Below are 23,038 nucleotides of genomic sequence, written 5' to 3' on the forward strand. Positions count from 1 at the left end.
CGGGGCCCCGTCGGCGGGCGCCTACCTCCGCCGTACGGGATACGTCAATTCCTGCGTCCGTCCCAGAATTTGTCTCCTTGCCGGGACGGAGGGTGGCGCCTAAAGTGCGCCACTCCTCAGATGAGAGTAATTCTCATCGACAGGCTCCGGTTCCACCGTCCTCCGGGATACCAGCGAAAGAGACCCACGATGCGCTCACTGACGACCTCCTTCCGACCCGCCCTCCGCCCGACCGCGACCGCCGCGGCGCTGACCGGCTTGGCCCTCGCGACGGTGATGGTGCCGGCGGGCGCGCAAGCCGAGGCCCGACCCGGTGGCGAGCTGACGCTCTACACGACGCGCGAGGTCGCGCTGGTCCAGCCGCTGCTGTCGGCCTTCACCGCCCGCACCGGCACCCAGGTCAACACCGTGTTCGTGAAGGACGGCCTGCTGGAACGGGTCAAGGCCGAGGGCGCGCGCTCGCCGGCCGACCTGCTGATGACGGTGGACGTGGGCAACCTGGTCGACCTCGTCGAAGGCGGCGTGACCCAGCCGCTGAAGTCGGCCGAGGTCGAGGCCGCGGTGCCCGCCCACCTGCGCGGCGCGGACGGGCAATGGACCGCGCTGTCGATGCGCGCCCGCGTGCTGTATGCCGACCAGGCGCTCAAGGCCGGCCCGATCCGCTACGAGGACCTGGCCGACCCGAAGTGGAAGGGCAAGGTCTGCACGCGCTCCGGCCAGCATCCCTACAACACCGCGCTGGTGGCGGCGATGATCGCGCACGACGGCGAGGCCCGGACCGAGCAGTGGCTGCGCGGCCTGAAGGCCAACCTCGGCCGCAAGCCGACCGGCGGCGACCGCGACGTGGCGCGCGACATCCTGGGCGGCATCTGCGACGTGGGCCTGGCCAACTCCTATTACGTGGGCCAGATGAAGTCGTCCAAGCCGGGCAGCGACGCCCGCAAGTGGGGCGACGGCATCCAGGTGCTGAAGCCGACCTTCGCCGCCAAGGGGGCCGGCACGCACGTGAACATCAGCGGCGCCGCAGTCGCCAGGCATGCGCCCAACCCGGCGGCCGCGCGGGCGCTGCTGGCCTTCCTGGTGTCCGAGCCGGCGCAGCAGCTCTACGCGCAGACCAACTACGAATACCCGGTGCGTGCCGGCGTCGCGCTGGATCCGCTGATCCAGTCGGCGATCGGCCCGGTCAAGGCGGACACCCTGCCGCTCACCGAGATCGCCCGTCATCGCAAGCAGGCCAGCCTGCTGATCGACAAGGTCGCCTTCGACCAGTGACGGCGTGAGGACGGTGCTCGGCCGGCCGCGCGCGGTCGGTCCGCTCTGGCACGCGACGGCCACCGCGATCGCGCTGGCGGTGCTGGCGCCGCTGGCCGCGCTCGCCTGGACGGCGCTGGGCGCCGGGACCGCGCACTGGGGGCACCTGGTCGCGCATGTGCTGCCGCTCGCGGCGGCGCAGACGGCGACCCTGCTGGCCGGGGTGGGGCTGCTGACGGCGCTCGTGGGCACCGGCAGCGCCTGGCTGGTGACGCGCACTGACTTCCCTGGCCGCGCCGTCCTGCAATGGGCGCTGCTGTTGCCGCTGACGGTGCCGACCTACATCGCGGCCTACAGCTATGTCGACCTGCTGCATCCGATCGGCCCCTTCCAGAGCGCAGTGCGCGCGCTGCTGGGCGTCGAGTCGCCGCGCCAGTTCCGCCTGCCCGATGCGCGCTCGATGACGGGCGCGGTGCTGGTGTTGTCCGCCGTCCTCTATCCCTACGTCTACCTGATCATGCGCGCCATGTTCGCGACCCAGCCCGCCCGGCTGATGGAGGTGGCGCGCCTGCTCGGCGAGGGGCCGTGGGGCGCGTTCCGGCGCGTCGCGCTGCCGATGGCGCGGCCGGCGCTGGCGGTCGGCGTCGGGCTGGTGCTGCTGGAGGTGCTGAACGACGTGGGCGCGTCGGAGTTCCTCGGCGTGACCACGCTGACCACCACGGTCTACACGACCTGGATCACGCGCTCGGACCTGGGCGCGGCGGCGCAGATCGCCTGCGCGATGCTGGCGATGGTGGCCCTGCTGGTCTGGCTGGAACGCCAGGGCCGGCGGCGGCGTCGCGCCGGCACGGTCCACGCGATGCGGCCCGCGCAGCGGCGCCGGCTGCGCGGCCTGCGGGCGGGACTCGCGACGGCGGCGGCGGCGTTGCCCGTGCTGATCGGCTTCGTGCTGCCGGCCGGCCATCTGGCGGTGCTGGCCTGGCAGCGCGCCGCCGAAGGGCACGGCCTGTCCGCCCAGGTGCTGGCGGGCGCGAAGCACTCGGCGGGCCTGGCGCTCGGCGTGACCGCGATCGCGGTGGCGACCGGATTGATCGTCGCCTGGGCCTCGCGTCCGACCGGCGGGGCGGGGCGTCGTCGCGCCTGGTGGCTGGGCAGTGCGGCGCTGGGCTACGGCATCCCGGGCACGGTGCTGGCGATCGGGCTGCTGCCGCCGGCGCTGGCGGTGGACGGCTGGATCGCCGGCGCGCTGGGCTGGCCCGGCCTGCCGCTGATGGGCCTGGGCGCGGTGCTGGTCCTGGCCTGCGTGCTGCGTTTCCTGGCGCTACCCATCGGTGGCGTCGAGGCGGGGCTGGCGCGGCTGCCGGCGCCGCTGGAGCAGGTCGCGCGCAGCCTGGGCGAATCGCCCTGGGGCACGCTGCGACGCGTCCACCTGCCGCTGCTCAGGCCGGCGCTGTCCGCCAGCGCGCTGCTGGTGTTCATCGACGTGATGAAGGAACTGCCGGCCTCGCTGCTGCTGCGGCCGGCCAACTTCGAGACGCTGCCGACGCTGCTATACGCCGAGGCCGCGCGCGGCAGCTACGAGCACGGCGCGCTCGCGGCGCTGCTGATCGTGGCGGTGGGGCTGCCGGCGGTGCTGCTGCTGAGCCGCGAGCCCGCGCCCGCGTCACCCGCGGACGACGCGTCCCCCGCATTCATGCCGATGAAGGAGGCGACATGAGCACCCTGGCCCTCGAGGACCTCCAGGTCCGGTATCCCGGCGCCGCCGCGCCGGTCCTGCGCGGCCTGTCGCTGGTCCAGCCGCTGGGGACCATCGCCTGCCTGCTGGGTCCGTCGGGCTGCGGCAAGAGCACGGCGCTGCGCGCGATCGCCGGCTTCGAGCCGCTGGAAGCGGGCCGCATCGTGTTGGCGGGGCAGGTCTTGTCCGGCCCGGGCCGGCACGTCGAGCCCGAGCGGCGCGGCGTCGGCCTGCTCTTTCAGGAGATCGCGCTGTTTCCGCACCTGGACGCGGCGGCGAACGTGGGATTCGGCCTGCGGCGCCGGCCGCGCGCCGAGCGTGACCAGCGCGTGCGCGAACTGCTGGCGATGGTGGGCCTGGAGTCGCTGGGCGCGCGCATGCCGCATGAGCTGTCCGGCGGCCAGCAGCAGCGGATCGCGCTGGCCCGGGCGCTGGCGCCGTCGCCGCGGCTGCTGCTGCTCGACGAGCCCTTCTCCAGCCTGGACGCGACCACCCGCGACCGCCTGGCCGGCGAGGTGCGCGACATCCTGCGCGCCGCCGGCCAGACCGCGTTGATGGTCACCCATGACCCCGACGAGGCCGAGACGATCGGCGACTGGATCGGCGTGATGGACGGCGGGCGCCTGGTCGAATGGCGGCCGACCCGCGCGGCGGCGGTCCAATAGCGCAAAGCTGCGATTGCGGAAATCGCGCGGTCGCGCAGCATCACGGGTTCCCTCATCACGGAGCACCCGATGCGACGCGGACTCACCGGCACCTATGAATACTCGATCGCGGGCGGCGACACATGCCAGGCCTTCGTGCCGCTGCCCTTGCCGCCGCGGCCCGCGCTGAGCCTCGACGCCGAGTTGCAGGAGCGGCTCAACGCCGCCCATCTGGCCCTGGGGCGACTGGATGGACTCTCGCTGCTGATGCCGGAGACCTCGGTGCTGCTCTACAGCTACGTGCGCAAGGAGGCGGTGATGTCCTCCCGCATCGAGGGCACGCAGTCGTCCCTCGCCGACCTGTTGATCTATGAGGCGGACGGCGCGCCCGGCTCGCCGCTGGACGACGTGCGGGAGGTGTCCTGCTACGTCGCGGCGCTGGAGCATGGCCGGGACCGCATGCGGCAGGGGATGCCGCTGTGCACGCGCCTGATGAACGACATGCACCGGCGGCTGATGACCCAGGGCCGGGGGCGTGGCAAGGCGCCCGGAGAACTGCGGCGCACGCAGAACTGGATCGGCGGTGCGTCCGCGGCGTCCGCCTCCTTCGTGCCGCCGCCGCCCCATCGGCTCGAGCGCTGCCTGTCCGACCTGGAGAAGTTCATCAACGACCAGCCGGAGCGGCATCCCTCGCTGGTCAAGGCCGCGATGGCCCACCTGCAGTTCGAGACCATCCATCCCTACCTGGACGGCAACGGCCGGCTGGGCCGGCTGCTGATCCCGCTGATCCTGGTGAGCGAAGGCGTGCTGCGCGAGCCCTTGCTCTACCTGTCGCTCTACTTCAAGTCGTGCAGGAACGACTACTACGACCTGCTCCAGGCGGTGCGCGAGCATGGGGACTGGGAGTCCTGGCTGTCCTTCTTCGCGACCGCGGTGCAGGTGGCGGCGATGCAGGCGGTGGAGATGACCCTGGCGATCACGCGGCTCTTCACCGTGGACGGGGCGCGGATCCGCCGCGAGGCGCGGGCCGACGAGGACGCGCTGCGCTTGCATCACGCGCTGTTCAGCCGGCCCGTGGCACGCCGGGTCGACATCACCGCCTTCAACGGCCAGGACGCGGCCGCGATCGATCGGGGCGCGCGGGTGCTGACCGGCCTGGGCCTGCTGCGCACCGTCTTCGGCACGGCTGGCGAGCCGATCTACGTCTACACCGCCTACCTCGACCTGCTGAACCGCGAAGCCCCATGAGCGGTCGAGCGGTCGTGCTTTCGCGATCCCGCGCGCCGCCCCTCGGTTTCTCTTGATGCCGCCTTGATGCCATCCGGGCTACGCTCGCCGCAAGCAAGAACGAGTGAGACGCCCCATGCTCATCAACTGTGTCGCCTACCGCGACGGCCGCCGGCTGGCCGATATCCAGCCCGAAGAGATCAGCGACTACGTGAAGCTGCCCGACTGCTTCGTCTGGGTCGCGTTGCGCGACGCCTCCACCGAGGAGGTCCTCGCGATGAAGGAGGAGTTCGACCTGCACGAGCTCGCCGTCGAGGACGCGTTGCACGGGCAGCAGCGGCCCAAGGTCGAGGAGTACGGCGACACCCTGTTCGCCGTCATGCAGACGGTGCAGTTCACGCCGACCGACGAGCTCTGCACCGGCGAGGTGTCCATCTTCGCCGGCAGCAACTTCGTGCTGTCGATCCGCAACCGCGTCGCGCAGAGCCTGCTGGGCGTGCGGGCCCGCGCGGAGAAGGAGCCGCACATGCTCAAGCGCGGGCCCGGCTTCGTGATGTACGCGATCATGGACGCGGTGGTGGACCGCTACTTCCCCGTCATCGAGGCGCTGGAGGCGGAGCTCGACGCGATCGAGGCCCAGATCTTCGAGCCGGGCGTCACCCGCGAGAACATCCGCCGCGTGTATGAGCTCAAGCAGCGCATCACCACCGTCAAGCATGCGGTGTCGCCGCTGCTGGACGCGGTGGGCAAGCTGGTGCGCGGCCGGGTGCCGCCGATCTGCGAGGACACGCGCGAGTACTTCCGCGATGTCTACGACCACCTCGAGCGCATGCAGTCCGCGCTGGACTCGCTGCGCGATACCGCGACGACGGCGATCCAGGTCCATCTGTCGATGGCCACGATCGAGGAGTCCGAGGTCACCAAGCGCCTCGCGGCCTGGGCCGGCATCTTCGCGGCGGCAACCGCCTTCGCCGGCATCTGGGGCATGAACTTCGAGGTCATGCCGGAGCTCAAGTGGCGCTGGGGTTATCCGGCGGCGCTCGGCGTCATCGCCGCAACCTGCGGCGTCCTGTTCTGGCGGTTCCGCAAGGCGGGGTGGCTGTAGGCCAGCAGTCAGACGAGCGCCGCGATCGCCTGTCCCATCTCGGTCGTGCTGGCCTCGCCGCCGAGATCGCGCGTGCGCGGCCCCGACGCCAGCGTCTGCTCGATCGCCGCGAGGATCGCGTCGTGCGCCTGCTGCTCGCCCAGGAACTGCAGCATCAGCGCGCCCGACCAGATCATCGCCACCGGATTGGCGATGTTCCTGCCGTAGATGTCCGGCGCCGAGCCATGCACCGGCTCGAACAGCGAGGGGAAGTTCCGCTCCGGATTCAGGTTGGCCGACGGCGCCAGGCCGATCGTGCCGGTGGTCGCGGGCCCGAGGTCCGACAGGATGTCGCCGAACAGGTTGGATGCCACCACCACGTCGAAGCGCCCCGGCTGCAGCACGAAACGCGCCGACAGGATGTCGATGTGCTGCTTGTCCACCGTCACCGACGGATAACCCGCGCCGACCGCGTCCGCGCGCCCGTCCCACCACGGCATCGAGATCGCGATCCCATTGCTCTTGGTCGCCACCGTCAGGTGCTTGCGCGCACGCGCCTGCGCCAGCTCGAACGCGTACTTCAGCACCCGGTCCGCGCCGAAGCGCGAATAGACCGACTCCTGGATCACGATCTCGCGGTCGGTGCCGGCGTACATCACGCCGCCGAGGTTGGTGTACTCGCCCTCGGTGTTCTCGCGCACGACGAGGTAATCGATCTCGCCCGGCTTGCGATGGGCCAGCGGGCAGGGCACGCCCTCGAAGAGCCGCACCGGCCGCAGGTTGATGTACTGGTCGAACTCACGGCGGAACTTCAGCAGCGAGCCCCACAGCGACACATGGTCCGGCACGGTCGCCGGCCAGCCCACCGCGCCGAAGAAGATCGCATCCTGGCCTTGCAACTGCGCCTTCCAGTCGTCCGGCATCATCTGGCCGGTCTGCTGGTAGTAGTCGCAGCTGGCCCACTCGATGGGGGTGAACTCGAAGCGGATGCCGAAGCGCCGGGCGGCGGCTTCCAGCACGCGCAGGCCCTCGGGCATCACTTCCTTGCCGATGCCGTCGCCGGGAATGACGGCGATCCTGTACGTCTTGCTCATGGTCGTGCTTTCGGTCTTGAAATCAACGGAGGTCGGAAGGGCGGACCGCGTGCGCCGGGCCGCCGAAGGGGGCGACCGATCAGCGCGGGCGATCCGCCGTCGCGATCAGTACGGCGAGCCGGTCGGCGCCGGTTGCGGCGGCGAGAGCTCGAAGTCTGCCGCAAGGCGCCGCGTGGCCTGTGCGAGCAGCGTGACGTCGATGCCCACCGCGACGAAGCTCGCGCCCAGCGACAGGTAGTGCCGCGCCAGCGCCGCATCACCGGTCAGCGTGCCGGCCGCCTTGCCGCTGGCGACGATGGTGCGCACCGCCGCGTCGATGGCCGCCTGCACCTCCGGATGCGTCGGGTTGCCGCGATGACCCATTGAGGCCGCCAGGTCCGCCGGCCCGATGAACACGCCGTCGACGCCGTCCACCGCGCAGATCGATGCGAGGTTGCGCAGCGCGGTGACCGTTTCCGCCTGCACCAGCACGCAGGTCTCGCCGTCGGCCTCGTCGAGGTAGTGCCGACGCAGGCCCCAGCGCGACGCGCGCGCCACCGCCGCTCCGACGCCGCGCACGCCGTGCGGCGGATAACGCGTCGCGGCCACCACCGCGGCCGCCTGCTCGGCGGTGTCGATCATCGGCACCAGCAGCGTCTGCACGCCGATGTCCAGCAGCTTCTTGATGCCGTCCTTGTCCGCATTGACCGCGCGCACCACCGGATGCGACGGATACGGCGCCACCGCCTGCAGCTGCTGCAGCGTGCTGGTCAGCTCATTGGGTGCGTGCTCGCCGTCGATCAGCAGCCACTGGAATCCGGCCGTCGCGCAGACCTCGGCGCTGTAGGCCTGCGCCATCGACAGCCACAGGCCGATCTGCGGCCGGCGCGCGGCCAGGGCCTGCTTGAAGGTGTTGGCGAAATGCATGGCGCTCATGACAGGCCTCCCTGGCAAACGTACTTGATGTGCAGGTAGTCGTCGAGCCCGTGCGTGGAGCCCTCGCGCCCGTAGCCGGATTCCTTGACGCCGCCAAAGGGCGCCGCCTCGGCGGCGATCGCGCCTTCGTTCAGGCCGACGATGCCGCTCTCCAGCGCGTCGGCGACGCGCCAGGCGCGCGCGATGTCGCGCGTATAGAAGTAGGCGGCCAGGCCGAAGGGCGTGTCGTTGGCGGCGGCGACGACTTCGTCCTCGCGCTCGAATCGGAACACCGGCACCACCGGCCCGAAGGTCTCCTCCTGCCACAGCAGCATGTCGGTCGTCGCGCCGGTGAGCACGGTGGGCGCGAAGTAGTTCGGGCCGGCGGCGACCTCATCGCGCAGGCGGCGGCCGCCGGCGACCGCGGTCGCGCCGCGCGCCAGCGCGTCCCGCACGTGGCGCTCGATCTTCTCGACCGCGCGGGCGTTGATCATCGGACCGATCTGCGAGTCGGCACGGCTGGCCGGCCCGACCCGCAGCGCGCTCACCCGCGCCGCGAGCCGCTCGACGAACCGATCATGGATGCCCGCCTGCGCGAACACACGGTTGGGGCACACGCAGGTCTGGCCGCCGTTGCGGAACTTGGCCGCCATCAAGCCCTCGACGGCCGCGTCGACATCGGCATCGTCGAAGACGATGAAGGGCGCATTGCCGCCGAGTTCCAGCGACAGCTTCTTCAGCGTGGCGGCTGATTCGCGCGCCAGGTGCTTGCCCACCGGCGTCGAGCCGGTGAAGGTGATCTTGCGCACGCGATCGTCGGCGAGCCAGACGTCGACGACCTCCGGCGTGCGCTCGCGCGACGCGCAGACGATGTTGAGCACGCCCGGCGGCAGGCCGGCCTCGACGGCCAGCTCGACCAGTGCCAGCGAGGTCAGCGGCGTGTCCTCGGCCGGCTTGGCCACGACGGTGCAGCCGGCGGCCAGCGCCGGCGCGATCTTGCGGGCGATCATCGCGGCCGGGAAATTCCATGGCGTGATCGCGGCGACGACGCCGACCGGCTCACGCAGCGCCAGCATCCGGCGACCCGCCACCGGCGCGGGAATGACCTCGCCGTTGGCGCGCGTGGCCTCCTCGGCGAACCACTCGACGTAGCTTGCCGCGTAGGCGACCTCGGCGCGACCTTCGGCCAGCGGCTTGCCTTGCTCCTGCGAGATCAGCGCGCCCAGGCGCTCCTGGTCGCGCAGGAGGAGGTCGTTCCAGCGCTTGAGCAAGGCGGCGCGCTGCTTGGCCGGCACCGCGCGCCAGCCGGCGAAGGCGGCGTGCGCGGCATCGACCGCGGCGCGCGCGTCCTCGGCGCGGCTGTCGGGCACCTCGGCGATGCGGCCGTCGTCGGCGGGATCGACGACCGGGAAACGGTCGCCGGCGGCCGCGTCGCACCAGCGACCGGCAATGTGGTTCTGCGTCTGCATGAAGGGACCTGGAGGGAAGCGAAGTCAGGACGCGGCCGGCGCCGCGGCGTGGGCGGCGGTCGCGATGGCGCGGGAAGCGGGCGGGCCGGTCATCAACTGACGATGCCCAGGTGCCAGGGCACGAACTCGTGGTCGCCCAGGCCCAGCAGCTCGCTCTTGGTCGGCTCGCCGGAGGCGGCGCGCAGGATGTGCTCGAAGATCTGCCGGCCCATCTCCTCGATGCTCAAGGTGCCGTCGATGACCTGGCCGCAGTTGATGTCCATGTCCTCCTCGAGGCGCGTGAACATCGGCGTGTTGCTGGCCAGTTTGATCGTCGGCGCCGGTTTGGAGCCGAACATCGAGCCGCGGCCGGTGGTGAAGCAGATCAGGTTGGCGCCGCTGGCGATCTGGCCGGTGACCGCGACGGGGTCGTAGCCCGGCGAGTCCATGAACACGAAGCCGTGCTCGTCGATCGGCTCCGCGTAGTCGTAGACCTGCCGCAGCGGCGTGGTGCCGCCCTTCATCGCGGAGCCCAGCGACTTCTCGAAGATGTTGGCCAGCCCGCCGGCCTGGTTGCCGGGGCCGACGACGCCATTGAACTGCCCGTTGTGGCCGCGGGTGTAGTCCTCCCACCAGGCCAGCCGGTCCAGCAGCTTCTGGCCGACCTCGGGGCTGACCGCGCGGCGGGTGAGCATGTATTCGACGCCGTGGATCTCCGGTGTCTCCGACAGGATCGCAGTGCCGCCGTGGCGCACCAGCAGGTCCATGGCCGCGCCCAGCGCCGGATTCGCGCCGATGCCGGAGAAACCGTCCGAGCCGCCGCATTCCAGCCCGATCTTCAGATGCGCGGCGCTGACCGGCTGGCGCTCAACGCGATTGGCGATCGGCAGCATCGCCTCGACGGCGCGGATGCCGGCCTCGATCGTGGCGCGCGTGCCGCCGGTCTCCTGCATCACCAGCGTGCGCAGCGTCTCGCCGGCCACCAGATGCTGCGACTCCATCAGGCCGGCGACCTGATTGCGCTCGCAGCCCAGGCCGACGATCAGCGCGCCGCCGAGGTTGGGGTGGCGCACGTAGCCGGCGATCGTGCGACGCAGCAGGTCGAAGTGGGGACTGGGCGAGGACATGCCGCAGCCGGTGGTCTGCGCGAAGGCGACGACGCCATCGACGTTGGGATAGTCCTTCAGCCGCTCCGGCGTGAAGTGCTCCGCGATGCGATTGATCGCCGTCGACGAGCAGTTGACCGACGCGAGGATGCCGATGAAGTTGCGCGTCGCGACGCGGCCGTCGGCCCGCACGATGCCCAGGAAGGTCGCGCGTTCCGCCTCGGGCAGGTAGTCGACCGGTTTCACGTCCGCGCCGAAGGCGGGATCGCGGTGGAACTCGACCAGCGCGATGTTGTGCGCGTGGACGTAGTCGCCAGCCTCGATGTCGCGCGCGGCCACGCCGATCACCGCGTTGTACTTGCGGATCGGCTCGCCCGCGGCGATGCGGCGCGCGGCGATCTTGTGGCCGGCCGGCACCTGCGCTTTCAGGCGCAGGCCGAATTCCGGCAGCACCTGGCCCAGCGCCAGCGCCTGGCGGGCGATCAGCACGTTGTCGTCGGCATGCAGGCGCAGCAGCGGCGAGGCCATCGCGAGCGCGGCCGCACCGTAGGCGGGGGCGATGAAGGCGTCGCTCACGCTCAGCCCTTGGCCAGCAGCTCGCGCAGCTTCAGCCGCTCGATCAACTGCGTGTCCTTGCGGTAGGTGGCCTGGATGTACTTCTCGTAGTCGGGTTGGTCCAGGTACATCACCGGCGCATCGATGCGATCGCAGACGGCGATGAACTCGGGGTCGGCGGTCGCTTTGCGGAAGGCGTCGCGCAGCCGGGCGACGATCGCCGGGTCCATGCCCTTGGGCGCGCCGATGCCGTTGGGCGCGTCGACGACCAGGTCGTAGCCGGATTCCTTCAGCGTCGGGACGGCCGGGAAGTCCTTGGTGCGGGTCTCGCCCCAGGTCACGAGCAGGCGCAGCTTGCCGGACTTGACGTGCGGCGCCCACGAGCTGGAGTCCGCCACCGCGTCCACCTGGCCGCCGAGCAGGTCCTGCAGCGCCGGCGCGCCGCCCTTGTAGGGGATGTGGTTGAGCTGGATGCCGGCGAGCAGGTTGAACTCCTCCATGCCGACATGGGTGGCGCCGCCGATGCCGGCGCTGCCGTAGCTGATCAGGCCGGGCTTGGCCTTCGCGGCGGCGACGAACTCGGCCAGCGTCTTCCACGGCGAGTCGGCGCGCACCGCCAGGCCGAAGGTCTGGCCGTTGACGCGGGCGAGGTAGGTCAGGTCCTTGAGCGGATCCAGCTGCACCGTGCGCAGCTGCGCGAAGCGGGTCACCGAGATCGGCACCTGGCCGATCGTGTAGCCGTCGGGTTTGGCCGTGGACAGCACCTTGGTGCCGAGCATGCCGGACGCGCCGGCGCGGTTCTCGATGATGACGGTCTGTCCCAGCACCTTGGCCGCGGCCTGGCACAGCGCGCGCATCGTCACGTCGGCGGTGCCGCCGGCGGGCCAGGGGCAGATGAAGGTGATGGCGCGTTCGGAAGGGTAGGCAGCGGCGCGCGCGACGCGCGGCAGCGACAGGGCGCTGGCGCCGAGGCCGGCGGCGCCGGCAAGCAGGACGCGGCGGCGGTCCATGCGGAAGGTCATCGTTGTCTCCTGGCTCGGGATCGAGGTCTGGCTCGGCATCGAAGGCGGGGCCCTGTCGCGTCGTTTTGCGCCGTTTCGCGCCGTGTCACGTGGGCTCTTTGCGTCGCATTGTGGGCATCCGGTCCATGCGGCTCAATTGAAGAACTGGACAGGCTTCATGCCGGAAACGGCATGAAGCCTAAGATGCGCGCCCATGAGCCAGATCGACCGCGTCCTGCGTTCCAACCTGAAGCTGCGCCACCTGCAGATGCTGGTCGCGCTCGACCAGTTCCGTCACCTGGGCCGCGCGGCGGAGTTCCTGTCGCAGACGCAGCCGGCGGTGTCGAAGTCGCTGGCGGAGGTCGAGCGCATGTTCGGCCTGGCGCTGTTCACCCGCTCCACGCGCGGCACCGAGCCGACGCCGTTCGGCGAGGCGGTGGTGCGCTTCGCGCGTTCGGTGCTGTCGGACTACGCCCGCACCCGCGACGAGATCGCCGCCGTGGCCAGCGGCGCGGCGGGACGTGTCAGCGTCGGCGCGATGGTGGTGGCGATGCCGGGCCTGGTGGCTGGCGCGGTGGAGCGGCTCAAGCGCCACTCGTCGCTGACGACGGTGCACCTGGAGGAGGGCGACCTGACGCGGCTGCTGCCGCGCCTGCGGGTGGGCGAGCTGGACGTGATCGTCGCGCGGCTGGAGCCCGGCTACGCGGCGCCGGACCTGGCGACCGAGCCGCTGATGGAGGAAGCGATGCGCATCGTCGTGAGGCCCGACCATCCGCTGGTCGGCGGCCGCAGGCGGCGCGAGCCGCCCTGGGCCGAGCTCGCGCGGATGCCGTGGGTGATGCCGCCGCCATGGGCCTCGTCGCGGATCAAGCTGAACCAGCTGTTCTACGCACAGCGGCTGGATCCGCCGAGCGACATCATCGAGAGCGCGTCCTTCCTGGTGACGCTGACCTTCCTGCGCCAGCGCGGCGCGGCCGCCTTCGTCGCCGACAACGTGGCGCGTTACCTGGCGCGCGAGGGGCTGGCGAAGGCGCTGCCCATCGACGTGCCGATCGAGCTGCCGCCGGTGGGCCTGCTGACGCTGCGCAACCGGCGCGCGACGCCGGCGGCCGAGCAATTCATGGCCTGCTGCCGGGAGGTCGCGGAGGCTCAGCCGCCCAGGGCGGCGTCGCGGAAGCTGTCCAGGGCCAGCTCGTAGTTCATCTCGCCGAGCAGCGCGACCAGGCGGTCGCGGTCCGCGTTCCAGCTGTCGACGACATGGCGCCAGGCCGGCGCGAGCGAGCGTGGCTCGGCCTCGTCGTCCGGGATCTCCGCTTCGATCGAGGCCGGCGGCAGGTCCGAGGGCAGCATCAGCCGGGAGGCCACGACCGGCCGGTCGGCATCCTCGTCATAACGCGGGTCGCCGGCGCCCGCATCGATGCCGGGGTCGATGCGCCAGCGGCCGTCGGCCTGCACGGTGATCCTCGGGCGCAGCCAGGGCTCGTGGGCGCGCGGGTTCAGCAGGTGGCAGCTGCGATGGCGGGCGTCCACCACCAGCAGGCTCAGCACCGACCCACGGCCGTTGGCCAGTTCCTCGACATAGTCGGGATGCTCCGGCGGGCCGTCGACGTCCAGCACGAAGTAGCGGTCGTCCAGCCATTCCCCGGAGCCCGCGATCGAGCAGCCGAAGGTCAGCTCCTGCGGGTAGGGCAGCAGGCGGCCGTCCAGCCACAGCGCGGCGCCATAGGGCGCTTCGAAGACGGCGCCGTCCCGCGGGAACTCGGGCAGGCGGCCGTCCTCCCACCAGACGACGGCGCGGTGCAGGCGCCCCGGCGCGTCGGCGATGCGGAAGCCGGCGCTGCGCCATTCGGGCCAGGAGCTCCAGACGCGGGACTCGACGCGCTCGTCCAGCCCCATCGCGCGCAGGTCGCGGCTGCTGGCGTGCTGCAACAGATGCTGTGCGAAGTGCCGCCACATCGCCGGGCCGAGCGCGCGCGCGATGGGCTCGGCGTCGCGCAGCCAGTCCAGCAGCAGCGGCACGATCGGCGCCTGGCGCGACCAGAGCGCGTGCGCCGCCACCGACTGCGCCCAGCGCCGCTCCAAGGCCCGCAGGCCGCGGGCGTCGGGGGCTGCGGCCGGTGGCGGCGCGGGGGGGGAGGAGGAGTCGGCGGGCTCCCTGGAGCCGGCCGGAAGATCGGGGAGCCCCACCAGCGAGGGCGGGACGGGGGAGGGCGGCAGGTGGTACAGCGGCATCAGGTCAGGCGCACCGGGGTGGAGAAGCGGTGTCGCGAGCGCTGGTGGGCAGGTGGGATTCCTGGGGCAGGGGACGCCCGTCGCCATCGTGGGGGACGCCTGTCGGGCGACGCGGGGGCGGGTCTTGCCCAGGCGCCGCACCATCGGAAAAAGCTGCCGTCGGGGCGTCGGCCGTCCCGTTCAGTCGGAAGCGCTCAGCGCCGCCGGCGCCACCACAGCCAGGTCCCGGTGACCCCCATGCCGAAAAGCACGAGCCCGAGCACGCCGGTGATCGACCGGTGCGCCACGCCGAACAACTCGCCCGCGTGCAGCGGATAGATCCACGCGGTGGAGCGGCCCGCGAGATCGAGCTCATCCCAGCGCTGGCGCGCCAGCACATGGCCGTCGACCGGATGGGCCCAGACCGAGGACAGCCCGTTGGGATGCGGGTCGCCGGGCAGCTTGAAGCGGATGCGCACCGGGCGCGTGTCCGCGGCGCCGAGCTGGACGAAGCCGACCCGGCCGTCCGGCCAGGCCGCCTGCGCCGCGGCCACGATGGCGTCGAGCGGGCGGCGCTCGCCGTGGTCCTTGCCGACCTGGGGCGGCTTGGGCGCCGTCTCGCCGACCAGCGCATTGAGCCAGCCGCCGATCGGCCGCCAGGCCATCCACGCGCCGCTGGCCACGGTCACCGCGAGCAGCAGGCCCAGCACCGCGCCGCCGAAGCGGTGCAGGTCGAAGAGGCCGCGGGTGGTGCCCTTGTCGAGCTTGAGCCCGAAGGCGTGGCGCCACTGCGCCGCCGTCGTCGGCCACCACAGGACCAGCCCGGTGACCAGCAGCGCAAGGTAGGCCAGCGCGGTGAACGCGAGCACCGCCTTGCCGGTGTCCCCCAGCAGCAGCGCGCTGTGCAGTTCGAACACCAGGTTCGCGAGTCCCTCGGCCTCGCCGCGACGGCCGAGCTCGGCCACGGTGACCGGGTCCAGGTAGAGCGTGCCTTCCCAGGCCGGGCCGCGCACCATCACGCGCAGCGATTCGCCGGGCTCGCGCGGCGGCCGGATCGTCATCGTCGACTTCGGGCCGAATTCATCGGCGACGCGACGGCGCAGGGTTTCCAGCGGCGTGGCCGACGCCTGCGTGACGGGCCCGACGGGCGCGGAGCCGGACGCCGTGGCGGCGGCCACCGGCGCGCGGAAGAGCTCGGGATGCATCGCCTCGTCCAGCGGGCGCAGCACCGTCATCAGCGCGCCCAGCAGCGCCGCCGCGGTGAGCAGCAGGCCGAGCGTCAGCCCGGTCCAGCGGTGCAGCCAGATCCAGACGCGGCGGGCGGTCATCAGCGCCATGGCGTGCTCGCTCCCGGGCCGGCGGTCAGAAGTCGACCTTGGCGGTGAGGCGCAGCGTACGCGGCGCGCCGACGCCCAGCAGGCCGTTGCCGGCGGTGCTCCAGTAGTTCTTGTTGGTCGCGTTGTCGAGGTTGGCCTGCAGGTTGACCGCCTTGTCGAAGATCCGCGTCTGGTAGCGCGCGCCCAGCGACAGCGTCTGGTACCCGTCGACCCAGGCCTGGTTGCTGTTGTTCACCGCACGCTTGCCGACGTGATAGACCCCCGCGTTCAGCGCCAGGCCCGGCACCATCGGCAGCCGGTACTCGCCGAACACGCCCAGCGTGTTCTTCGGCGTGTTCTCCGGCGTCTTGCCCAGCTCCAGCGGGTTGCCGGTGCCGACCTTGGTGATCTCCGCGTCCAGCACCACCCCGGAGACCACCAGCGCGAAGTCGCGGCCGATCTCACCGCTGGCGGAGAACTCCAGGCCGCGATAGCGGGTCTCGCCGCCGACCTGGTAGACGCGGTTGATCGTCGTGGCCAGCGGGCGGTCCGTCTGGAACAGTGCCGTCTGCAGCAGCACCGCGCCCAGGCGGGCCTTCACGCCGAGTTCGTGCTGACGGCTCACCGCCGGCGGCAGTACCTGGCCGAAGTTGTCGGTGTTCAGCGGCGCGGTGCCGGTCTCTTCCAGGCCGCGCAGCGCGCTGGCGTAGACGCTCAGGTCCTTGAGCGGCTTCCACATCACCGAGACGTTGGGCGTCACCTTGTCGGCGCGGTAGGTCGGCACCGGCGACGAGGGATTGCTCGCCTCGCTGCGGTACACCGTCTTGCGCAGTCCCGCCAGCAGCTGCCACTGCTCGCCGACGCTCATCCGGTCGAAGACGTAGAGGCCGCGGTCGTTGACCTCGGACGGGAAGCCGGTCTGCGTCAGCGTCGGGCTGACCGGCGCGATGTCGACCGGGTCGTACAGGTTCTGCGCCGCGCGCGCCGTGCCGTTGAACCAGCCGGCCGAGGCGCGCCGGTTGTAGGTGGCGCCGATCGTCAGCTCGTGGCCGATGCCGGCCGTGTCGAAGCGGCCGATGGCCTCGACGCGGTGATTGGTGTTGGTGTACTCCTGGCCCTTGAGCACGGAGATGTTGGCGGTGCCGGCGCCCGTCTGCGTGTTGTAGTTGGTCAGCGTGGTGTAGTTGCGGTCGCGCTGGGTGTTGGCGCGGCCGGATTCGACGCTCAGCACCCAGTCGTCGCTGAGCGCGAAGTCGCCGCGCACCAGGACGTTGGTCGCCTCGGCGTCGTAGCGGGCCCATTCGGGCGCGATGTTGGTGGTGTTGTCCGGCACGCGCGGCAGCGTGATCACGCCGTTGACCGCGGCCGGCAGCGTGATCGCGCCCTGCTCGCTGACGTTCTTGCGGTAATGCTCGACGTCCACCTTCAGGTTGGCCCACGAGGTCGCACGCCAGTCGTAGGCGACGGCCACCAGGTCGCGGTGGCCCTCGTAGCGGTCGATGCCGGTGGCTTCCTTGCTGGTGACGGCGTTCAGGCGCAGGCCCATGCTGTCGTCGGCGCCGAAGCGGCGGCCGATGTCGACGTGGGCCTTCATGCCGCCGTGGTCGTTGAAGGTGGTCGTGAGCGAGGTGACCGGCGTCGGGCCGGCCCGCTTGGTCACGAAGTTGACGATGCCCGAGGGCGGCACCATGCCGTAGTACATCGAGGACGCGCCCTTCAGCACCTCCACCTGCTCCTTGTTCTCGAGCGGGATGTCGATCAGGTTGACGATGGGCAGGTTGCCGTTGAGGCGGTAGTTGCCGCGGTTCTCGACGACGATGCCGCGGATCGACAGGTTGTCGTAGGTCGAGCCGCTGACCTGCGAGCGGGTCACGCCGGCGGTGTTCTTCAACGCGTCGTACAGGCCCTGCGCGGCCTGCGCGTCGAGCAGGTCGCGCGACATCACGCTGTTGGTCAGCGGCACGTCCAGCGGGTCCTGGTCGCGGAAGGCGCCGACCCGCACCGTCGTCGGCGCGAAGGTCTTCTTGCGCACGCCGTTGACCGTGACCTCGTCCAGCAGCTTGGCCGGCGCCGGGCCGTCGGCGGCGGGGCGGGGGGCGGGCGCTGTCGCGTCCGTCGTCGAGGAAGAAGGCGCTACGGGCTGCGCCGCGGATTGCGCGGCAGCCGCCAGCGGGGCCAGCAGCGCGAGGACGGAGAGGGAAATCAGGGACCGGCGCGGCGAGGCGCCGCGGGACGCGGTGGACGACATGGACGTGGACCGGGGGGACCGGAGATCAGGGATTCGGAGGCGGGCCGGGGTGGCCCGCGGCGCGGCGATGGGCCGTGCGTGCTCAGCTAACGCGATACGTTATCAAATGCGAATAGTTCGCAACATTCGGGTCGCCGGATTTCGTGCGCAGGACGCGCGCGGGCACCCCGATCGGGTGGAATCGCAACGAAATCGTGGCGGCAGCACCACCGTTTCGAGGGTCTCCGGGCCGGCCGTCGCGAACGGGGCGGGGAGCGAGGGGGCCGGGAAGACGTCCGATTCCTGCCAGACGGCGGCAGGGGCCCGGTCCTACGATGCGCCCCTCACCCTTCACGAGGCCCTCAAGATGACCACCGCATCCCCCACCGCCGCCGACAAGTCCGCCGCCCTGTTCGCGTTGCATCAGCGCCCGGGTCCCTTCGTCATCGCCAACGCCTGGGACATCGCGTCGGCGCGGATGCTGGAGGCGGCGGGCTTTCCCGCGCTGGCGACCTCGAGCGCCGCGGCCGCCGAGGCCATCGGCCGGCGCGACGGCCAACTGACTCGCGACGAGACCCTGGCCCACATCCGCCAGTTGGCCGGCGCGACGCCGCTGCCGCTGAGCGCCGACCTGGGCAACGGCTTCGGCCACCGGCCCGAGGACTGCGCGCTGACGATCCGCCTGGCGGCGGAAGCGGGCGCGGTCGGCGGATCGATCGAGGATGCGTCGAGCGAGGGCGGCGCGCCCATCCTCGATTTCAACTTGGCCGTCGAGCGCGTCGCCGCCGCGGTCGAGGCCGCGCGGGCGTTGCCGGTCCCCTTCCTGGTCACGGCGCGCTCGGAGAATTTCCTGCACGGCGTGAACGACCTCGAGGACACCATCCGCCGCCTGCAGGCTTTCGAGCGCGCCGGCGCCGACGTGCTGTTCGCGCCACTGCTGCCCGACCTGGACGCGGTGCGCCAGGTCTGCGCGTCGGTATCCAGGCCGGTGAACTTCATGGCCGGCATCCCGGGGCGCTCGTTCAGCGTGCGCGAACTGGGCGAGGCGGGCGTCAAGCGCGTGAGCCTGGCGATGTCGCTGTTCCGGCATGCGATGAAGGCGGCCCGCCTGGCCGCCGAGGAGATCCGCGACCACGGCACCTTCGGATATCTCGATCCGCGCTGAAGGCGGCGCGCGGGGTGGAGGGAACGACACTTGCTCGCTTCGGCGCGCCCGTTCCCCGTCACTGGAGTCCCCGATGAAGATGCTTCTCGCCGCCGCGCTCGCGGCGCTGTCCCTCGCCACGTCGGCGCAGGCCGCCCCCAGCTACGGCGCCCGGCTCGAGGGTTTCGAGTACCCGTACCCGCAGCAACGCTTCAAGCTGAATTCGCAGCGCCAGGCGCTGGAGATGGTCTACATGGACGTCGCGCCGACCGCGCCGCCCAACGGCCGGACCGCGGTGCTGCTGCACGGCAAGAACTTCTGCGGCGCGACCTGGGCGGAGACGATCGCGGTGCTCGCCGGTGCGGGCTACCGCGTCGTGGTGCCGGACCAGGTCGGCTTCTGCGCCTCGACCAAGCCGGTCGGTTACCAGTTCAGCTTCAACCAGCTCGCCGCCAACACGCAGGCGCTGCTGCAGTCGCTGGGCATTGCCAAGGCGACGGTGATCGGCCACTCGATGGGCGGCATGCTGGCGATGCGCTACGCGCTGCAGTACCCGGCGCAGGTCGAGCAGCTCGTCGCCGTCAACCCGCTGGGGCTGGAGGACTGGCAGGCGGCGGGCGTGCCGTACGCGACCATCGACCAGCTGAACGCGCAGGAACTGAAGACGACGGCCGAGAGCATCAAGGCCTATCAGCTGCGTTTCTATTACAACGGCCAATGGAAGCCGGCCTACGACCGCTGGGTCGAGATGGCCGCCGGCCTGTATGCCGGTCCGGGACGTGAGCTCGTCGCCTGGAACCAGGCCCAGACCTCCGAGATGATCTTCACCCAGCCGGTGGTCCACGAGCTGCCACATCTGCAGGTGCGGACGCTGCTGATGATCGGCGGCAAGGACCGCACCGCGCCGGGCGCCAACCGCGCGCCCAAGGCGATCGCCGAGCAGCTGGGCGATTACGCGACGCTCGGCCGCACGACCGCGAAGATGATTCCCGGCGCCGCGCTGGTCGAGTTCCCGGCGCTGGGCCACTCGCCGCAGGTCGAGTCGCCGAAGGAATTCCACGAGGCGCTGCTGAAGGGACTCGCCGCCCGATGAAGACCCGGAAATGGATCGACGCCTCGCCGACATCCCGGCGCGCGCGCCCGCTCAGCTGACCGGCAGGTTGCTGGGCGCCGTCTTCAGCGCCGGGGCGTGGGCCTTCTTGCGGTAGAGCTGCGCTGGCCGGTGGCTGCCGCCGCTGGTGAAGGCGCCGGGGACTTCCTCGATGACATCGAGCTCCTCGATGCGGCGGCGGAATCCGCGCTTGTCGAGCACCGCGCCGAGCACCTGCTCATAGGTGCGCTGCAACTCGCCGAGCGTGAACTGCGCCGGCATCAGGTGCACCGGCAGCGAGGAGTACAGCGTCTTCGACCGCACGCGCTCGACGGCGGTGCGCAGGATCTGCGCATGGTCGAAGGGCAGCGAGCGCAGGCCGTCGACCGGCGCCCAGCGGAAGCGCCCGCCCGACGGCTCGCCCACCGGCGCCGGCACGACCGCGTAGTAGCTCACCGACAACGACCACCCGCGCGCATCGCGATGCATGCCGGAGAAGGTCCTGAGCTGCTCCAGGTAGGGCGAGACCACCCCCGCCTTGTCCCGCAGGATGCGCGCCGCGGCCTCGTCGGCGTCCTGGTCCTGGTCGGTGTGCACCCAGCCGCCGGGCAGCGTCCAGGCGCCGAGCGCCGGCGCCTTGTCGCGTCGTACCAGGCCGGCGTGCAACGCGCCGTCGAGCAGAGTGAGCAGCACGATGTCGACGGTGACGATGGGGCGTTCGAAGTCCACGGCGCCAAGCTTAGTGCAAAAGGGCACGAATTATGGGCGGTCACATCCTCAGACGTCAAACCGCTTCCTGGAACACGCGAAATAAGCGGATACAAATCGTGGCTTCTGATCCGTCGGTTGCGAACGCGACTTAGTGCAAACTAGCACGAAGAGCGGTATGCTGTCGCCACGACATCACAAAGACCGAAACGGAGTTCCCATGGACCGCCAAGCCCAACTGCTCATCGTTGATCCGCAGAACGACTTCTGCGACATCCCCGGCGCCGCGCTGCCGGTGACTGGCGCGGACGCGGACATGAAGCGCCTGGCCGCGCTGGTGGACCAGGCCGGCGATGCGATCGGCGACATCGTCGTGACGCTGGACTCGCACCCGGTCTACGCGATCGAGCGCCCGGCCTTCTGGCAACAGCCGGGCGCGGAGGGCGCGCCGCAGCCGGTCGCGCCGTTCACGCAGATCCGCGCGGCCGACGTGCGCGAGGGCCGCTACGCCCCGCGCGATCCGGCGCTGCGGGACGCGGTGCTGCGCTACCTCGACGCGCTCGAGGCCAGCCCGAGGAAATACGTGTTGATGGTGTGGCCGACCCACTGCGTCGTCGGCACCTGGGGCCACAACCTGCATGGCGCGCTGGCCGACGCCTTGGGCCGCTGGGAATCGGCGCGCCTGCGCACGGTGGAGAAGGTGCTGAAGGGCCTGAATCCGATGACCGAGCAATACAGCGCCGTGCGCGCCGAGGTGCCGGTCGACGGCGACCCGCGCACGCAGACGAATCAGGCGCTGGTCGACCGCATCGTCGACTTCCCCGGCCTGAGCTTCATCGCCGGCGAGGCCAGCAGCCATTGCGTCGCTGCGACGGCGGAAGACCTCTTCGCGGCGATGACGCCCGAGCGGCTCGCGCGGGTCGTGCTGATCGAGGACGCGATGAGCGCGGTGGGCGGCTTCGAGGCCGGCGCCTCGGCTTTCGTCGAGCGCGCCCGCGCGCTGGGCGTGCGGACGATGACGGCGGCGCAGGCGCTCGGCCTGCTCTCTGCCTGAGCGGGGTGGCTTCATGAACGACACGCCTGTCATCCGCTCCCTGCTGGAGACCGATCTCTACAAGTTCACGATGTGGCAGACGCTGCTGCATGCGTTTCCGGCCAACGATGCCGAGTACCGCTTCGTGTGCCGCAACACGCCCGCCTTCCCGCTGAGCGAGCTCTGCGAGGCGGTCAACCGCGAGCTCGACCACCTCTGCACGCTCGGCTTCAGTGACGAGGAACTCGCCTACCTGGGCGGGCTGCGCTTCATGAAGGCCGACTTCATCGACTTCCTGCGCATCTTCCGTTTCCAGCGGCGCTTCATCGAGGCGCGGCCGGGCGAGGAAGCCGAGGCCGGACAGCTGGTCATCGTCGCCAAGGGGCCGCAGGTCCACGTGATGGGCTTCGAGATCTTCGTGCTGGCGATCGTCAACGAGCTCTACTTCCGCCGCCTGTGCGCGGGCCGCGAGCGCGAGGTGCTGGTCGAGGGCCGCGCGCGGCTCGCAACGAAGGCGGCCCGCCTGCGCGACTACGCCGCGGCCGTGCCCGCGACGCTGGGCGCCGAAGTCCATCCCTTCGAGTGCTTCGACTTCGGCTTGCGCCGCCGCTTCTCCGGCGCCTGGCACGACGAGGTCGTCGCCACGCTCAAGCGTGAGGCCCCGCAGGTCTTCAAGGGCAGCTCCAACGTGGCGCTGGCGCGGCGTCACGGGCTGGTGCCGATCGGCACGATGGCCCATGAGTACCTGCAGACCTGGCAGGCGGTGGGCGTGCAGCTGCGGCTGTCGCAGCGGGCGGCGCTGGAGGGATGGGTGCAGGAGTTCCGCGGCGACCTCGGCATCGCGCTGACCGACGTGATCGGCATGGACGCCTTCCTGGCCGACTTCGACCTCTACTTCGCCAAGCTCTTCGATGGCCTGCGGCATGACTCGGGCGATCCGGTCGAATGGGGCGAGAAGGCGCTCGCGCATTACGCGGCGCTGCGCATCGACGCGCGGACCAAGCGACTGGTGTTCAGCGACGGGCTCGACACCGACGAGGCCTTCCGCTTGCATGCGCACTTCGCCGGGCGCGTGCCGGTCGGATTCGGCATCGGCACGCACCTCACCAACGACCTCGGGCCCAAGCCGCTGAACATCGTCATGAAGCTGGTGCGCTGCAACGGCCAGCCGGTGGCCAAGCTGTCCGACGCGCCCGGCAAGACGCTGTGCGACGACCAGACCTTCCTCAACTACCTGCGGCAGGTCTTTCGAGTGAGGGCCAGCTGAGGA

20 protein-coding genes are annotated in these 23,038 nt (G+C 71.2%); 11 read left to right on the top strand and 9 right to left on the bottom strand.

What is annotated here, in order from left to right:
- Nucleotides 1-189: 189 nt before the first annotated feature.
- From FHT38_RS01915 to corA, 5 genes are all read left to right on the top strand, one after another.
- Nucleotides 190-1,272 carry an extracellular solute-binding protein gene (locus FHT38_RS01915; RefSeq protein WP_183489369.1) on the top strand — a complete coding sequence of 361 codons (1,083 nt, stop codon included), beginning with the start codon at nt 190-192 and terminating at the stop codon, nt 1,270-1,272.
- Nucleotides 1,273-1,285: 13 nt separating this feature from the next.
- Nucleotides 1,286-2,968, top strand: a complete 1,683-nt coding sequence (locus FHT38_RS01920) for an ABC transporter permease (RefSeq protein WP_404935720.1) — start codon at nt 1,286-1,288, stop codon at nt 2,966-2,968.
- A complete protein-coding gene (locus tag FHT38_RS01925) occupies nt 2,965-3,651 on the top strand; it encodes an ABC transporter ATP-binding protein (protein ID WP_183489374.1) in 687 nt (228 codons plus the stop codon). The genes FHT38_RS01920 and FHT38_RS01925 overlap by 4 nt, the downstream gene beginning before the upstream one ends.
- Before the next feature lie 69 nt (nt 3,652-3,720).
- Nucleotides 3,721-4,878 carry a Fic family protein gene (locus tag FHT38_RS01930; RefSeq protein ID WP_183489377.1) on the top strand — a complete coding sequence of 386 codons (1,158 nt, stop codon included), beginning with the start codon at nt 3,721-3,723 and terminating at the stop codon, nt 4,876-4,878.
- A gap of 115 nt (nt 4,879-4,993) precedes the next feature.
- A complete protein-coding gene (gene corA, locus FHT38_RS01935) occupies nt 4,994-5,962 on the top strand; it encodes a magnesium/cobalt transporter CorA (RefSeq protein WP_147240510.1) in 969 nt (322 codons plus the stop codon).
- Between the two features lie 8 nt (nt 5,963-5,970).
- Here the strand turns inward: corA and FHT38_RS01940 are convergent, their stop codons facing one another.
- From FHT38_RS01940 to FHT38_RS01960, 5 genes are all read right to left on the bottom strand, one after another.
- Nucleotides 5,971-7,035, bottom strand: a complete 1,065-nt coding sequence (locus FHT38_RS01940; RefSeq protein WP_183484942.1) for a tartrate dehydrogenase — start codon at nt 7,033-7,035, stop codon at nt 5,971-5,973.
- 105 nt (nt 7,036-7,140) lie between these two features.
- The gene (gene hpaI, locus FHT38_RS01945) at nt 7,141-7,941 is read right to left on the bottom strand and encodes a 4-hydroxy-2-oxoheptanedioate aldolase (protein WP_091724916.1); all 801 of its coding nucleotides are present in this window, start codon (nt 7,939-7,941) and stop codon (nt 7,141-7,143) included.
- A 5-nt stretch (nt 7,942-7,946) separates the two neighbouring features.
- A complete protein-coding gene (locus FHT38_RS01950; RefSeq protein ID WP_183489380.1) occupies nt 7,947-9,398 on the bottom strand; it encodes an NAD-dependent succinate-semialdehyde dehydrogenase in 1,452 nt (483 codons plus the stop codon).
- 92 nt (nt 9,399-9,490) lie between these two features.
- On the bottom strand, nt 9,491-11,011 hold the full coding sequence (locus FHT38_RS01955; protein WP_183492361.1) for a UxaA family hydrolase: 1,521 nt from the start codon (nt 11,009-11,011) through the stop codon (nt 9,491-9,493).
- A 50-nt stretch (nt 11,012-11,061) separates the two neighbouring features.
- Entirely contained in the window at nt 11,062-12,060 is a 999-nt protein-coding gene (locus tag FHT38_RS01960; RefSeq protein ID WP_254783174.1) for a tripartite tricarboxylate transporter substrate binding protein, read from the bottom strand.
- On the opposite strand from FHT38_RS01960, the gene FHT38_RS01965 reads away from it, so the two are divergent.
- Both FHT38_RS01965 and FHT38_RS01970 read left to right on the top strand, forming a co-directional pair.
- The gene (locus FHT38_RS01965) at nt 12,047-12,235 is read left to right on the top strand and encodes a hypothetical protein (protein ID WP_183489383.1); all 189 of its coding nucleotides are present in this window, start codon (nt 12,047-12,049) and stop codon (nt 12,233-12,235) included. The two genes, FHT38_RS01960 and FHT38_RS01965, sit on opposite strands and share 14 nt — an antisense overlap.
- Before the next feature lie 18 nt (nt 12,236-12,253).
- Nucleotides 12,254-13,237 carry a LysR substrate-binding domain-containing protein gene (locus FHT38_RS01970; protein WP_183489386.1) on the top strand — a complete coding sequence of 328 codons (984 nt, stop codon included), beginning with the start codon at nt 12,254-12,256 and terminating at the stop codon, nt 13,235-13,237.
- On the opposite strand, the gene FHT38_RS01975 is transcribed toward FHT38_RS01970, so the two are convergent.
- From FHT38_RS01975 to FHT38_RS01985, 3 genes are all read right to left on the bottom strand, one after another.
- Nucleotides 13,189-14,271 carry a hypothetical protein gene (locus FHT38_RS01975; RefSeq protein ID WP_183489389.1) on the bottom strand — a complete coding sequence of 361 codons (1,083 nt, stop codon included), beginning with the start codon at nt 14,269-14,271 and terminating at the stop codon, nt 13,189-13,191. The genes FHT38_RS01970 and FHT38_RS01975 overlap by 49 nt on opposite strands.
- A gap of 194 nt (nt 14,272-14,465) precedes the next feature.
- Nucleotides 14,466-15,587, bottom strand: a complete 1,122-nt coding sequence (locus FHT38_RS01980) for a PepSY domain-containing protein (RefSeq protein ID WP_183489391.1) — start codon at nt 15,585-15,587, stop codon at nt 14,466-14,468.
- A 25-nt stretch (nt 15,588-15,612) separates the two neighbouring features.
- Entirely contained in the window at nt 15,613-17,814 is a 2,202-nt protein-coding gene (locus tag FHT38_RS01985) for a TonB-dependent siderophore receptor (RefSeq protein WP_183489393.1), read from the bottom strand.
- A gap of 346 nt (nt 17,815-18,160) precedes the next feature.
- Between FHT38_RS01985 and FHT38_RS01990 the strand changes: the two genes are divergently transcribed.
- Together FHT38_RS01990 and FHT38_RS01995 are read left to right on the top strand one after the other, a co-directional pair.
- On the top strand, nt 18,161-18,958 hold the full coding sequence (locus FHT38_RS01990; protein WP_183489395.1) for an isocitrate lyase/phosphoenolpyruvate mutase family protein: 798 nt from the start codon (nt 18,161-18,163) through the stop codon (nt 18,956-18,958).
- Nucleotides 18,959-19,031: 73 nt separating this feature from the next.
- The gene (locus FHT38_RS01995; RefSeq protein ID WP_183489397.1) at nt 19,032-20,030 is read left to right on the top strand and encodes an alpha/beta fold hydrolase; all 999 of its coding nucleotides are present in this window, start codon (nt 19,032-19,034) and stop codon (nt 20,028-20,030) included.
- 51 nt (nt 20,031-20,081) lie between these two features.
- Here the strand turns inward: FHT38_RS01995 and FHT38_RS02000 are convergent, their stop codons facing one another.
- Nucleotides 20,082-20,756: an NrtR DNA-binding winged helix domain-containing protein gene (locus tag FHT38_RS02000; protein WP_183484963.1), complete on the bottom strand. Its 675-nt coding sequence runs from the start codon at nt 20,754-20,756 to the stop codon at nt 20,082-20,084.
- 199 nt (nt 20,757-20,955) lie between these two features.
- Here FHT38_RS02000 and FHT38_RS02005 point away from each other — a divergent pair, with 199 nt between their 5' ends.
- Complete coding sequence (locus FHT38_RS02005) at nt 20,956-21,789, top strand: isochorismatase family protein (RefSeq protein ID WP_183489399.1); 834 nt, start codon at nt 20,956-20,958, stop codon at nt 21,787-21,789.
- Nucleotides 21,790-21,802: 13 nt separating this feature from the next.
- Nucleotides 21,803-23,035, top strand: a complete 1,233-nt coding sequence (gene pncB, locus FHT38_RS02010; RefSeq protein WP_183489401.1) for a nicotinate phosphoribosyltransferase — start codon at nt 21,803-21,805, stop codon at nt 23,033-23,035.
- Nucleotides 23,036-23,038 lie beyond the last annotated feature (3 nt).

It is taken from the genome of Mitsuaria sp. BK041, from assembly GCF_014193085.1.
In the GTDB taxonomy this organism is placed as follows: Bacteria; Pseudomonadota; Gammaproteobacteria; order Burkholderiales; family Burkholderiaceae_C; genus Roseateles.

Coding starts and splice junctions, on each gene's coding strand:
- FHT38_RS01915 (WP_183489369.1), top strand. CDS start 190: ATGCGCTCACTGACGACCTCCTTCCGACCCGCCCTCCGCCCGACCGCG.
- FHT38_RS01925 (WP_183489374.1), top strand. CDS start 2,965: ATGAGCACCCTGGCCCTCGAGGACCTCCAGGTCCGGTATCCCGGCGCC.
- FHT38_RS01930 (WP_183489377.1), top strand. CDS start 3,721: ATGCGACGCGGACTCACCGGCACCTATGAATACTCGATCGCGGGCGGC.
- corA (WP_147240510.1), top strand. CDS start 4,994: ATGCTCATCAACTGTGTCGCCTACCGCGACGGCCGCCGGCTGGCCGAT.
- FHT38_RS01940 (WP_183484942.1), bottom strand. CDS start 7,035: ATGAGCAAGACGTACAGGATCGCCGTCATTCCCGGCGACGGCATCGGC.
- hpaI (WP_091724916.1), bottom strand. CDS start 7,941: ATGCATTTCGCCAACACCTTCAAGCAGGCCCTGGCCGCGCGCCGGCCG.
- FHT38_RS01950 (WP_183489380.1), bottom strand. CDS start 9,398: ATGCAGACGCAGAACCACATTGCCGGTCGCTGGTGCGACGCGGCCGCC.
- FHT38_RS01955 (WP_183492361.1), bottom strand. CDS start 11,011: ATGGCCTCGCCGCTGCTGCGCCTGCATGCCGACGACAACGTGCTGATC.
- FHT38_RS01965 (WP_183489383.1), top strand. CDS start 12,047: ATGCGGAAGGTCATCGTTGTCTCCTGGCTCGGGATCGAGGTCTGGCTC.
- FHT38_RS01960 (WP_254783174.1), bottom strand. CDS start 12,060: ATGACCTTCCGCATGGACCGCCGCCGCGTCCTGCTTGCCGGCGCCGCC.
- FHT38_RS01970 (WP_183489386.1), top strand. CDS start 12,254: ATGAGCCAGATCGACCGCGTCCTGCGTTCCAACCTGAAGCTGCGCCAC.
- FHT38_RS01975 (WP_183489389.1), bottom strand. CDS start 14,271: ATGCCGCTGTACCACCTGCCGCCCTCCCCCGTCCCGCCCTCGCTGGTG.
- FHT38_RS01980 (WP_183489391.1), bottom strand. CDS start 15,587: ATGGCGCTGATGACCGCCCGCCGCGTCTGGATCTGGCTGCACCGCTGG.
- FHT38_RS01985 (WP_183489393.1), bottom strand. CDS start 17,814: ATGTCGTCCACCGCGTCCCGCGGCGCCTCGCCGCGCCGGTCCCTGATT.
- FHT38_RS01990 (WP_183489395.1), top strand. CDS start 18,161: ATGACCACCGCATCCCCCACCGCCGCCGACAAGTCCGCCGCCCTGTTC.
- FHT38_RS01995 (WP_183489397.1), top strand. CDS start 19,032: ATGAAGATGCTTCTCGCCGCCGCGCTCGCGGCGCTGTCCCTCGCCACG.
- FHT38_RS02005 (WP_183489399.1), top strand. CDS start 20,956: ATGGACCGCCAAGCCCAACTGCTCATCGTTGATCCGCAGAACGACTTC.
- pncB (WP_183489401.1), top strand. CDS start 21,803: ATGAACGACACGCCTGTCATCCGCTCCCTGCTGGAGACCGATCTCTAC.